General features: G+C 72.6%; 10 protein-coding genes and 1 other RNA gene. 8 read left to right on the top strand and 3 right to left on the bottom strand.

From position 1 onward, the window contains the following. Positions 1–17: 17 nt before the first annotated feature. From prfB to PKA89_RS02845, 7 genes are all read left to right on the top strand, one after another. Positions 18–1,136 (top strand): peptide chain release factor 2, encoded by a 1,119-nt coding sequence (gene prfB / locus PKA89_RS02875; protein ID WP_324416414.1) that lies wholly within the window; start codon positions 18–20, stop codon positions 1,134–1,136. 1 nt (position 1,137) lies between these two features. Further along, the gene (locus tag PKA89_RS02870; RefSeq protein WP_324416412.1) at positions 1,138–1,668 is read left to right on the top strand and encodes a hypothetical protein; all 531 of its coding nucleotides are present in this window, start codon (positions 1,138–1,140) and stop codon (positions 1,666–1,668) included. Positions 1,669–1,811: 143 nt separating this feature from the next. Further along, positions 1,812–2,516, top strand: coding sequence for a cell division ATP-binding protein FtsE (ftsE, locus tag PKA89_RS02865; RefSeq protein ID WP_324416410.1), 705 nt, complete (start codon positions 1,812–1,814; stop codon positions 2,514–2,516). 1 nt (position 2,517) lies between these two features. Further along, on the top strand, positions 2,518–3,423 hold the full coding sequence (ftsX, locus tag PKA89_RS02860; RefSeq protein WP_324416408.1) for a permease-like cell division protein FtsX: 906 nt from the start codon (positions 2,518–2,520) through the stop codon (positions 3,421–3,423). 159 nt (positions 3,424–3,582) lie between these two features. Then, positions 3,583–4,935, top strand: a complete 1,353-nt coding sequence (locus tag PKA89_RS02855) for a M23 family metallopeptidase (protein WP_324416406.1) — start codon at positions 3,583–3,585, stop codon at positions 4,933–4,935. A gap of 68 nt (positions 4,936–5,003) precedes the next feature. After that, on the top strand, positions 5,004–5,495 hold the full coding sequence (gene smpB / locus PKA89_RS02850; RefSeq protein WP_324416404.1) for an SsrA-binding protein SmpB: 492 nt from the start codon (positions 5,004–5,006) through the stop codon (positions 5,493–5,495). Between the two features lie 2 nt (positions 5,496–5,497). Next, complete coding sequence (locus PKA89_RS02845; RefSeq protein WP_324416402.1) at positions 5,498–7,489, top strand: DUF2207 domain-containing protein; 1,992 nt, start codon at positions 5,498–5,500, stop codon at positions 7,487–7,489. A gap of 74 nt (positions 7,490–7,563) precedes the next feature. Here the strand turns inward: PKA89_RS02845 and PKA89_RS02840 are convergent, their stop codons facing one another. From PKA89_RS02840 to PKA89_RS02830, 3 genes are all read right to left on the bottom strand, one after another. Next, positions 7,564–7,737, bottom strand: coding sequence for a CsbD family protein (locus tag PKA89_RS02840; protein ID WP_324416400.1), 174 nt, complete (start codon positions 7,735–7,737; stop codon positions 7,564–7,566). 157 nt (positions 7,738–7,894) lie between these two features. Next, positions 7,895–11,272, bottom strand: a complete 3,378-nt coding sequence (locus PKA89_RS02835; RefSeq protein ID WP_324416398.1) for a pyruvate carboxylase — start codon at positions 11,270–11,272, stop codon at positions 7,895–7,897. A 418-nt stretch (positions 11,273–11,690) separates the two neighbouring features. After that, positions 11,691–11,933 (bottom strand): hypothetical protein, encoded by a 243-nt coding sequence (locus tag PKA89_RS02830; protein WP_324416396.1) that lies wholly within the window; start codon positions 11,931–11,933, stop codon positions 11,691–11,693. A gap of 143 nt (positions 11,934–12,076) precedes the next feature. Between PKA89_RS02830 and ssrA the strand changes: the two genes are divergently transcribed. Next, positions 12,077–12,444, top strand: a transfer-messenger RNA (tmRNA) gene (ssrA, locus tag PKA89_RS02825). The last annotated feature ends 14 nt before the right edge of the window (positions 12,445–12,458 follow it).

The raw sequence follows: 12,458 nt of genomic DNA, 5'->3' as shown, positions 1-12,458 counted from the left end.
GCGTAGGCTTGCCCCTCGTGGCCACCGACTTCACCCAGGAGATCAAGGACCTGCGCAGCACCATGGCGTCGGTCCGGGAGGTCACCGACCTCGCCCGGCTCGAGCAGCAGATCGCCGAGCTCGAGCAGCAGGCCTCCGACCCCTCGCTCTGGGACGACCAGGAGCGTGCGCAGCAGGTGACCTCCGGGCTCTCCCGCGCCAAGGCCGAGCACGACCGGGTCACCGGCATGGACGCCCGGATCGACGACCTCGAGGTCCTCGTCGAGATGGCGCAGGAGGAGGACGACGCCGACACCCTCGCGGAGGCCGAGCGCGAGCTGACCGGCCTGCGCAAGGCGGTCGGCGAGCTCGAGGTTCGCACCCTCCTGTCCGGTGAGTACGACGAGCGCTCCGCCGTCGTCACCATCCGCGCCGGCGCCGGGGGCGTCGACGCCGCCGACTTCGCCGAGATGCTCCTGCGGATGTACCTGCGCTGGGCCGAGCGGCACGGCTACCCGACGAAGGTCATGGACACCTCGTACGCCGAGGAGGCCGGCCTGAAGTCGGCGACCTTCGAGGTCAACGTCCCCTACGCGTACGGCAACCTCTCGGTCGAGGGCGGGACGCACCGCCTCGTCCGGATCAGCCCCTTCGACAACCAGGGCCGACGGCAGACCAGCTTCGCGGCGGTCGAGGTGATCCCGCTCATCGAGGGCACCGACACGATCGAGATCCCCGAGAACGACCTGAAGATCGACGTCTTCCGCTCCTCGGGCCCCGGCGGCCAGTCGGTCAACACGACCGACTCCGCGGTCCGGATGACCCACCTGCCGACCGGGACCGTCGTCTCGATGCAGAACGAGAAGAGCCAGATCCAGAACCGCGCAGCGGCCCTGCGGGTCATGCAGTCGCGTCTCCTGCTCCTCAAGCGGGCCGAGGAGGCCGCCGAGCGCAAGGAGCTCGCGGGCGACATCAAGGCGAGCTGGGGCGACCAGATGCGCTCCTACGTCCTGCAGCCGTACCAGATGGTCAAGGACCTGCGCACCGAGCACGAGGTCGGCAACCCGGACAAGGTCTTCGACGGCGACATCGACGACTTCATCGAGGCCGGCATCCGGTGGCGCAAGGCCCAGGAGAAGGCCGACGCGGAGGCCTGACGTGGCCGACCCGACGCCGTCGCCGTCCGACCCGGCCGCCGAGCACCGCGCCGCCTGGCAGGCCTGGGAACAGGCGCTCGTCGACGCCGTCCTCGGCCTGCACGACGGCCACGAGGTCGCCGTCGTCGCGCCCCCGGGGCACGTCCGGCTGACCCGCGCCCGCTCCGGCCGGATGCGGTGGCTGGCCGGCGCCCGCCGCCGCCCGGTCGCGCCGTCGGTGCGCCTGGTCCGCGTCGAGGACCACCTGCGCGGTCACTGGTCCGGGGCGGAACGCTTCGGCGGGCCGTTCCCGTGGACCCGCGAGGAGGAGGACGCGGTCCTCGCCTGCGGCTGGCACCGGCCGACCGTCGGTGACGGCGAGGACTTCGTGCGGTTCTGGCCCGACGACGTGCCCCGTGGCCCGTTCCTTCCCCTCGACGACGCCCGGCGCGCGGCGGCGGCGGTGACCCACACCTTCCGGGTCGTGCTCGCCGTGGTGCCGCAGGGCGAGGAACCCGGTGGCGGGCTGCCGACGATCCGCCACGACGCCTGACGACGCCGCGTCGAGCCCGAGACACCGCGAGGACCCGCCGCGCCGACCCGGCTGACCGGGATCCTCGGACGGGCCACCTATCCTCGATGCTGCCGCGGCGCCCGCGGTCCCCTGCCCCCGAGCCGTGAGGCCGTCCCCACCGCATGATCCGCTTCGAGAACGTCACGAAGGTCTACCCCCGCTCGACCCGGGCAGCCCTCGACTCCGTGAGCGTCGACATCGACCGCGGCGAGTTCGTCTTCGTCGTCGGCCCGTCGGGTTCCGGAAAGTCGACGATGCTGCGCCTCGCGCTGCGCGAGGAGGCGGCGACCGAGGGGGTCGTCCTCGTCGCCGGGCACGACCTGCGCAAGATGCCGATGCGCCAGGTGCCCCGGCTGCGCCGCGAGATGGGCGCGGTCTTCCAGGACTTCCGGCTGCTCCCGAACAAGACCGTGCACGAGAACGTCGCCTACGCCCTCCAGGTCATCGGCAAGCCGCGCCACGCCATCCGCCAGCTCGTCCCCGAGACCCTCGAGATGGTGGGGCTCGCCGGCAAGGAGAAGCGCTTCCCGCACCAGCTCTCCGGCGGCGAGCAGCAGCGCGTCGCCATCGCCCGGGCCGTCGTCAACCGGCCGCAGATCCTCTTGTGCGACGAGCCCACCGGCAACCTCGACCAGAAGATCAGCCTCGAGATCGTGCGCCTCCTCGACCGCATCAACCGCACCGGGACGACGATCGTCATGGCCACGCACGACCACGACATCGTCAACGAGATGCGCCGGCGGGTGGTCCAGCTCGACGACGGCCACGTCGTCCGCGACGAGCAGGACGCCTCGTACCACCACACGACGACGGACGAGGAGGCCTGAGATGCAGATGCGCTTCCTCGCCAGCGAGGTCGGGTCCGGCCTGCGCCGGAACGTCTCGATGGCCGTCTCGGTCGTCCTCGTGACGATGGTCGCGATGTTCCTCCTCGGCCTCGGCCTGCTCGCCCAGCGGCAGGCGGACACGATGAAGGGCTACTGGTACGACCGGATCCAGGTCTCGATCTACCTGTGCAACGCCAACGCGCTCGCCCCGAACTGCGAGGGCAAGGCGGTCACGGACGCCCAGCGCACCGCACTCCAGGACCAGCTCGAGGCGCTGCCCGAGGTCAAGCAGGTCTTCTACGAGTCCGAGCAGCAGGCCTTCGACCGGTTCAAGGAGCAGTTCCGCAACAGCCCGATCGCCGGCAACGTCCAGGTCGGCGACATCCCCGAGAGCCTGCGCGTGCAGCTGAAGGACCCGAGCAAGTTCGCGGTCGTCACGACGCAGTTCCAGAACGCGCCGGGCGTCGCGACGGTCCAGGACCAGGAGAAGGTCCTCAGCAAGTTCTTCACGATCATCACCGCGATCACCGTCCTCGCCGTCCTGCTCGCCGCCCTCATGGCATCGTGCGCGGCGCTGCTCATGGCGACGACGATCCGGCAGGCGGCGTTCATCCGGCGGCGCGAGATCGGCATCATGCGGCTGGTCGGTGCCTCGAACTGGACCATCCGGATGCCGTTCATCGCGGAGATGGGCATCGTCTCGGTCCTCGGGGCGGGCCTGGCCGTCGGGCTGCTCGTCGTCCTCACGAAGTACGTGTTCACGGAAGGGGCGAGCCAGATCGCACTGTCCCAGGCCTTCATCGGCGTGTCCGACGTGTGGTTGCTCGCACCGTGGATGATCGGCGGCGTGCTGCTCATCGCCGTCGGGACGAGCCTCGTGACGCTGCGTCGCTACCTGCGCGTCTGAGGGCCGGCGCGAGACGGTCCGGGTGCGCCGGCTGTCCCGAACCGACGACGCGCGTCCCTGTGCCCTGAGAGACTGCTGACGCCGGTGAGGTCGTCCACTCGGCCGGTTTCGGCTCGTCGAGTGGGCAGACTGGTGTGAATCGTGTTACCAATGGTGATCATGGGACGTCTAGACCGGGCGCGCAGCGCTGCTCCACGCCGGATGATCGGCACGATCTCCGCGATGGCGTGCGCCGCCACCCTCGTCCTCACCGCCGCTCCGTCGGCTCCTGCGGCCACCGATCCCGGGGTCCAGAAGAAGCGCGTCGACCAGAAGGTCGACGCCCTCAAGAACCACCTCGACGACACGAGCAGCGCCCTGAAGACGGCGTACGAGAAGCTGCACGCGACCGAGGACAAGCTGCCGGCCGCCCAGGCGTCCCTCGAGAAGGCGCGGGGGGCGGCCGAGGCCGCCGACGCCGCCGAGGCCGCCGCCGCCCAGGAGCTCGAGGTCGCCAAGGCCAACGAGGCCAAGGCCCGGGCGGACCTCCAGAAGTCCACCAAGGCCGTCGCCGCGGGCCGCAAGCGCCTCGCCCAGTTCGCCGCACAGGTCTACCAGCAGCAGGGTTTCGGCCAGCTGGACGTCGCCCTCTCCAGCACCCAGCCGCAGGAGTTCGCCGACCGGCTCGCGATGGTCGACACCGTCCTCGACGTGCAGAACACGACGATGGAGCGGCTGACCACGGAGCGGGCCGGTCTCACCGCGCTCGAGGACCACGTCTCGGCCCTGCGCGTCGACTCCGACCGCAAGCAGAAGGCCGCCGCCGCCGCGCTCCAGCGCGCCCAGGCCGCCCGTGGCGCCGCCGAGAAGGCGCAGGCCGACCTTCAGGCCCTCGTCGCGGCCCAACGCAGCCAGGCCAGCAGCTTCGCCGACCAGGTCGCCGCGGACAAGAAGCAGCTGAGCCTCATGCAGGCCGAGCAGCGCCGGCTCCAGAAGATCCTCGCCGAGCGGGCCGCCGCCGCCCGCCGGGCGGCGGCCGCCGCCGCGGCCAAGGCCGCCGAGGAGGCCAAGAAGAACCACTCCTCGGGTGGTGGCTCCTCCTCGGGGGGCGGATCGAGCAACACCTCCGGCGTGCTCTCCCGGCCGGTGCACACCGGGTGGGTCAGCTCCGAGTACGGGATGCGCTTCCACCCCATCTACCACGTGTGGCGCCTGCACTCCGGGCGGGACTACGCGGTCAACTGCGGCACGCCGGTCTACGCGGCCGCCGCCGGCGACATCATCAGTGCCGGCTGGGCGACCAGCTACGGCAACCGCATCGTCATCGACCACGGCTGGATCGACGGCGGCGGCCTCGCGTCGACCTACAACCACCTCTCCCGGATCGTCGTCGGCGGCGGCCACGTCAGCCGTGGCCAGCTCATCGCCTACAGCGGGACGACCGGCGACTCCACCGGCTGTCACCTGCACTTCGAGACGCTGCGCAACGGCTCCTTCGACGACCCGCGGCACTGGCTCAACACCCTGTCCTGAGCCGGCGACCCGGTGTCGGCGGGGAATCGCCGTGAGCGGCGGCCGAGTCGACCGGTAGCCTCCTGACCGTGGCCAAGGACAACGGGAGGACCCCGGGGGAGAAGCTCGTCGCGAGCAACCGCAAGGCCCGCCACGACTACATCGTCGAGGACACCTACGAGGCCGGCCTCGTGCTCATGGGCACCGAGGTCAAGGCGCTGCGGATGGGCCGGGCCTCCCTCGTCGACGGGTGGGCGGGCTTCGACCGCGACGACGAGCTGTGGCTCGAGGGCGTCCACATCCCCGAGTACGTCAGCGGGACGTGGACCAACCACACCCCGCGCCGCCGCCGCAAGCTGCTCCTCCACCGACGCGAGCTGGACAAGATCGCCCAGGCCATCCGTGAGACCGGCCACACCGTCGTCCCACTGCGCCTGTACTTCAAGGACGGCCGGGCCAAGGTCGAGATCGCCGTCGTCAAGGGCAAGAAGGCCTACGACAAGCGGCACGCACTGCGCGAGCGCCAGGACCGCCGCGAGGCCGACCGCGCCATCGCCGCCCGTCGCCGGGGCGAGGACTGAGGGTGGCGCCGACCCGCGGGCGGCGCCGCGCCGCCGGGGCCCTGCTCGGCCTCGTCCTCGCGGTCCTCACCGTGGTGCCGGCGGCCGCGGCCGCACCGGCCGTCGCGGCCGCGCCGGTGGCCGCGACCGAGGGTCCCCGGGTCGGGGCCTGGGGCGGACGCGCGCCGAGCGGGCTGGCCGCCGCCGAACAGGCCGACTCGCTCCACACGAGCATCGAGGCGCAGCCGGACGGCAGCGTCGTCGTCACCGAGGACGTCGTGTGGCGCTTCCCGGAGGGGGAGGACCGGCACGGCATCTACCGGCTCGTGCGGGTGCGGGCCGGCTACCGCGACAGCGAGACGCAGTACCGGTACTACGAGCTGTCCGGCATCGAGGTCACCTCGCCCAGCGGCGCGCCCACCGACATCACCGTCGAGGACTACGGGGCCGACCGGCGGATCCGCATCGGCAGTCCCTCGGAGACGGTGCGTGGGACGGCGCACTACGTCGTGCGCTACCGGCTCGCCCACCTGGTCAACGACATCGGCGACGGCACGGCCGAGGTCTACTACGACGTCGTGACGACGGCGAGCTCCTTCCCGCAGCACGACGTGCGCGCGAGCGTCAGCGGGCCGGCGGCCGTCAGCCGGGCCGCCTGCTTCTCCGGTCCGTACGGTTCCACGCGCAGCTGCCCGGCGACGCCCGGGCCGACCGCCACCTACACCGTCCCCGACCTCGCCGCGCAGGAAGGGGCCTCGGTCGTCGCCTCCTTCCCCCGCGACGCGTTCGGCGACCTGACCCCCGACCTGCGCACCGGCGACGTCGGTAGCTCCGAGGGCTCGTCGGTCAGCCCCGCCACCGCGCGGGCGCTCGGGCTCATCGCGATCGGCGGCGGCCTGCTCGTCCCCCTGACCGCCGCCTCGCTCATGGGGCTGCTCGTGTGGACGCGCGGTCGGGACGAGCAGTACGCGGGGCTGACCCCTGGGCTCTCGCCCGGGCTCGGCACCGAGCAGCCGGTCGTGTATGGCGGCCCGGCCCCCACCGTCGCCGTGCGCTTCACCCCGCCCGACGGCGTCCAGCCCGGACTCGTCGGCACCGTCCTCGACGAGGAGGCCGGGCTCGTCGACGTCACCGCGACCATCGTCGACCTCGCCGTCCGCGGCTACCTGCGCATCAGCCGCGACGACTCGGGACGGCTCCGCCGCGACGACTGGGTGCTGACCCGCACCACCCCCGCCGCGGGTGCCAGCAGCCTGAGCCCCTACGAGCAGCTGCTCTACGACGCCCTCTTCGCGGCCGGGGACACGGTGACCCTCTCGTCCCTGAAGAACCACTTCAAGCCGACCCTCGACTCCGTCCAGGGGCTCATGTACGAGGAGGTCGTCGAGCGCGGCTGGTTCCGGCGCAGCCCGGAGGCGCAGCGCTCGGGGTGGATGAGCCTCGGCGTCGTCCTCGTCGGGCTGGGGGTGCTCGCCGGCTTCTTCCTCGCGGGGCCCGCCTCGGGTCTCTTCGCCGACTCCGGCCTCCCGGTCAACCCGGTCTGGGTGCTCGCGGGCGGTCTCGTCGTCGGCGGCCTCGTCACCCGGTCGCTGGGCAAGCGGATGGCGGCCCGCACGGCCGAGGGGTCGGCGGTCCTCGCGCAGGCGAAGGGGTTCGAGCGCTACCTCGCGACCGCCGAGGCCAACCAGATCCGGTGGGAGGAGGCCCAGGACCTCTTCAGCCGGTTCCTCCCGTATGCGATCGTCTTCGGCATCGCCGACCGCTGGGCCGAGGTGTTCGAGCAGGTGGCCGCCGCGGCGTCGGCGGCGGGGCACACGGTGCTCACCCCGGTCTGGTACGCCGGCCCGTGGGGCGACGGCGGGTTCCGCGACGTCGCCTCGAGCATGGACTCCTTCTCGACCGTCGCTGCCGGCACGTTCGTCTCGACCCCGGGCTCGTCGGGGTCCTCCGGCTTCAGCGGGGGCGGCGGGTTCTCCGGCGGCGGGGGCGGCGGCAGCTCCGGTGGCAGCTGGTAGCCCCCGCGACGAACGGGCCGCCCCCGGTTGGGGGCGGCCCGTCGTGGTTCCCCGACGGAGTCGGGAGGTCCTGCTCAGTGCTTGAAGGCGTCCTTGACCTTCTCGCCGGCCTGCTTAAGGTCGGCGCCGGCCTGGTCGGTCCGGCCCTCCGCCTCGAGGCGCTCGTCGTCGGTGGCCTTGCCGGCGGCCTCCTTGGCCTTGCCGGTGACGTCCTGGGCGGTGTTGTCCAGCTTGTCGCCGAGTCCCATGCCGTGCTCCCTTCGGTGGGGGTCGCGGGGCGGCCGGTCGGACCGCGCCCGCGCTGATCACCCCACCGTAGGCAGGACACGCCAGGGATGGGGGTTTCGCATCGACGGAGTCTCGACGAACCTTCGACGTCGCAGGTCGGGCTCGGTCCCGAGGCGATCAGCCGACGATGAGGACGAGGTCGCCGCCCTCGACCTGCTGGTGTCCGGAGATGGCCAGCCGCTGCACCGTCCCGCCGGCGGGGGAGGTGATGTTGGCCTCCATCTTCATCGCCTCGATCGTCGCGACGACACCCCCGGGCTCGACGGTGTCGCCCTCGGAGACGGTCGGGGTGACGACCCCCGCGAAGGGCGCGGCGACGTGACCGGCCTGGCCCGGGTCGGCCTTCTCGGCGGCCATGGTGTCGGCCCGGACCGAGCGGTCGCGCACCTGGACCGGCCGGAACTGGCCGTTGAGGGTGCACATGACGGTGCGCATCCCGTGCCGGTCGGGGTCCCCCACCGAGCTGATGCCGAGGAGCAGCCGCTTGCCGGCCTCGATCTCGGCCTCGTACTCCTGCCCGTGCTCGAGGCCGTGGAGGAACTCGATGGTGCCGAGGACGGACAGGTCGCCGTAGAGCTCCCGCGTCTCCTCGAACTCCTGGGTCGGCCCGGGGAAGAGCAGCTGGTTGAGGGTGCGCCGGGGGTCGGTGACGAGGGCGGCCTCCTGCTCGTCGGTGAGCTCGGTGACCCGCGGCCGCGCCGTGCGACCCTCGAGCGCCTTGCTGCGGAACGGCTCGGGCCACCCGCCGGGCGGGTCGCCGAGCTCGCCGGCGAGGAAGCCGATGACGGAGTCCGGGATGTCGTAGCGGGTCGGGTTCTCCTCGAAGTCCGCCGGGTCGGCCCCGGCCCCGACGAGGGCGAGGGCCAGGTCACCGACGACCTTGCTGCTCGGCGTCACCTTGACGAGGTTGCCGAGGATCCGGTTGGCCGCCGCGTACATGTCCTCGACGTCCTCGAAGCGGTCGCCGAGCCCGAGGGCGATCGCCTGCTGGCGCAGGTTGGACAGCTGCCCGCCAGGGATCTCGTGGAAGTAGACGCGGCCGGTCGGCGAGGCCAGCCCGGACTCGAACGGCGCGTAGAGCCGGCGGACCGCCTCCCAGTAGGGCTCGAGGGCGAAGACGGCGTCGATGTCGAGGCCGGTCTCGCGGTCGGTGCCGTCGGTGGCCGCGACGAGCGCCGAGAGGCTCGGCTGGCTCGTCGTGCCGGACATCGTCGCGGTCGCGGCGTCGACGGCGTCGACCCCGGCGTCGATCGCGGCGAGCAGCGTCCCGACCTGCCCGCCCGCGGTGTCGTGGGTGTGCAGGTGCACCGGGAGGTCGAAGTTCTCGCGCAGCGCCGTGACGAGGCGCCGGGCGGCCGGGGCCCGTAGCAGCCCGGCCATGTCCTTGATCGCGAGGACGTGCGCGCCGGTGCCGACGATGTCCTCGGCGAGCCGGAGGTAGTAGTCGAGCGTGTAGAGCGTCTCCCCGGGGTCCATGAGGTTGCCGGTGTAGCAGAGGCAGACCTCGGCGACGGCGGTCCCGGTCTCGAGGACGGCGTCGACGGCGGGTCGCATCTGGTCGACGTCGTTGAGCGAGTCGAAGATCCGGAAGACGTCGAGCCCGGTGCGCGCGGCCTCGTGGACGAAGGCGTCGGTGACCTTCGTCGGGTACGGCGTGTAGCCGACGGTGTTCCGGCCGCGCAGCAGCATCTGGAGCGGGATGTTCGGCATGGCCTCGCGCAGCAGGGCCAGCCGCTCCCACGGGTCCTCGTGGAGGAAGCGGAGTGCGACGTCGTAGGTCGCCCCGCCCCAGGCCTCCATCGAGAGCAGCTGCGGTGTCGTCCGGGCGACGTGGCCGGCCACGTGGAGCAGGTCGCGGGTGCGCATCCGGGTCGCGAGGAGGCTCTGGTGCGCGTCGCGGAAGGTCGTGTCGGTGACCGGGACGTCGGTGCGCTCGCGCAGCCGGCGGGCGAACCCGGCCGGTCCGAGCCGCTGGAGCAGGTCGCGGGTGCCGGGCAGGAGCGGTGCGTCGCGGTCGATGTCGGGCAGCTTGGTGCGCGGCTTGAGGTGGGTCGTCGCCGGGCCGTGCGGCTGGTTGACCGTGACGTCGGCGAGGTACTGCAGCAGCTTGGTGCCGCGGTCGGCCGGGGTGCGGGCGTCGAGCAGCTCGGGGCGCTCGTCGATGAAGCTCGTCGTCGCCTCGCCGCGCTGGAACACCGGGTCGGCGAGCACCGACTCGAGGAAGGGGATGTTGGTCGAGACGCCGCGGATCCGGAACTCCGCCAGGGCTCGTCGCGCTCGGCGCACCGCCACCCCGAAGTCGCTCCCGCGGCAGGTGAGCTTGACGAGCATGGAGTCGAAGTGCGGGCTGACCTGGGCGCCGACGAAGACGGTGCCACCGTCGAGCCGGACCCCGCCGCCGCCGGCCGAGCGGTAGACGGTGATCTGCCCGGCGTCGGGGCGGAAACCGTTCGCGGGGTCCTCGGTCGTGATGCGGCACTGCAGCGCCGCGCCGCGGGTGCGGATGTCCTCCTGGCGCAGGCCGAGGTCGGCGAAGGTCTCGCCGCTCGCGATGCGCATCTGGGCGACGACGAGGTCGATGTCGGTGACCTCCTCGGTCACGGTGTGCTCGACCTGGATCCGCGGGTTCATCTCGATGAACACGTAGCGGCCGTCCTCGCCGAGGAGGAACTCGACGGTGCCCGCGTTGCGGTAGCCGATCGCCTCGGCGAAGCGGACGGCGTCGGCGCAGATGCGCTCGCGCAGCTGCGGGTCGAGGTTCGGGGCCGGCGCGATCTCGACGACCTTCTGGTGCCGGCGCTGGACCGAGCAGTCGCGCTCGAAGAGGTGCAGGACGGTGCCCGTGCCGTCGGCGAGGACCTGGACCTCGATGTGCCGGGGGCGGACGACGGCCTGCTCGAGGTAGAGCGTGGGGTCGCCGAACGCGGCGTCGGCCTCGCGCTGGGCCGCCTCGAGCGAGTCGCGCAGGGCCCCGGGCTCGTCGACGCGGCGCATCCCGCGCCCGCCGCCGCCGGACACGGCCTTGACGAAGACGGGGTAGCCGATCTCCTCGGCGGCCGCGGTGAGCGCGTCGAGGTCGGTGCTCGGCTCGGCGCCGCGCAGGGTCGGCAGGCCGGCCTCGCGCGCGGCGGCGATGGCGCGGGCCTTGTTCCCCGCGAGGTGGAGGGCGGACGCCGGGGGTCCGATGAAGGTGATGCCGGCGGCCTCGCAGGCCTCGGCGAGGTCGGGGTTCTCGGAGAGGAAGCCGTAGCCGGGGTAGACGGCGTCGGCGCCGCACTCGACGGCGACCCGGACGATGTTCTCGTGGTCGAGGTAGGCCCGGACGGGGTGCCCCTCCTCGCCGATCTGGTACGACTCGTCGGCCTTGAGCCGGTGCTCGGAGGTGCGGTCCTCGTGCGGGAAGACGGCGACCGTCTTCGCCCCCAGCTCGGTGGCGGCCCGGAAGGCGCGCACGGCGATCTCCCCGCGGTTGGCGACGAGGATCTTCTGGAACACGGCGGACCTCCGGGTCGACGGGGGAGCGGAGCACCCACCCTAGTGATCCGGGTCACGGCCGGGCGCTCCCGTCCGCGTCCCGACGCGGAGATCACGACCGCACCGGCGGCGCATCGTCCGTTCGGCGGTTTCACGGCTCGACGGGGCCGACGTACCGTGACCAGGTGCAGGGGTTCCGCAGGGGTGGACCCACCTCCGCGCGCGTGAGCGTGCCCAAGGTGGTCGCAGCAGCATGTGCCGGCGTGGTGGCGGTGGGCGGAGCGGTGCTCCTCCAACCGGGAGAGCTCGGACCGGTCGACGTGGCCGCCGTGGAGGTCTCGATCCTCCGGCCGTCCGACGGCTCACCGGCGCACCTCCTGCCCTCCCCGACCCCGGGGTCCGTGGTCCGCACGCCCGAGGCGCCGTGGGTGCCCGGTCGTCAGGGGCCGACCCGGGTGCTGTCGCCCACGCCGTCGCCATCCCCCACTCCGAGCGCCTCACCGTCGCCGACGAGCTCGCCGCCGACCTCGCCATCGCCGTCGCCGTCCGTGGCACCGACTGCGAGGCCCTCGGCCGCCGAGGCGACGACCTCGCCGTCGCCCACCCCGAGCGCGACGGAGACCTCGGCCGCCCCCGACGCCGGGGACGCCGCGTCCCCGGCCGAGACGGCCGGGGCGGTCACCGTCGCCCCTCCCGCCGGCTGACCTCACCGCACGCGTCGGGAATCGGCTTGGGTCCGGTCGGTGTTGGACGGCATACTGGCGGTGCGGTGGTCGCACGCGAACGCCGGTTGACAACTCGACAGCGTGGGAGTGAGCCCCTCAGGGGGGTGATCGGTTTCGACATTGGTCGGATGTCCAGTGGGAAGCGGGTCGAGGACGCACGGTCATCTCGTACAACGCTCCGTGCAAACCAACAGGTGCCGATTCCAAGCGCACCGACTTCGCCCTCGCCGCCTGAGCGAGCCCGAAGTCCGTTGGCCTAGGTTCGATCTCGACCTAGTCACCAGCGTCAGCTAGAGATCTTGCTGCGCCGTCGTGCCGAGCGGCGGCGCGGGACTCCCACTCGGCTGGGCCTGTCGGGGAACGTGTGCGCGCGAGCCCCGGGGCCGAGAAAATCCACAGCGCACTGCACCCGGAGAAGCCCTGGTCTCCCGTCAGTGGACGCGGGTTCGATTCCCGCCACCTCCACCACGGCAGCACTCCCA

It is taken from the genome of Phycicoccus sp., from assembly GCF_035325325.1.
Taxonomy (GTDB): Bacteria; Actinomycetota; Actinomycetes; order Actinomycetales; family Dermatophilaceae; genus Phycicoccus.
This window is presented reverse-complemented; position numbering and strand designations above follow the sequence as displayed.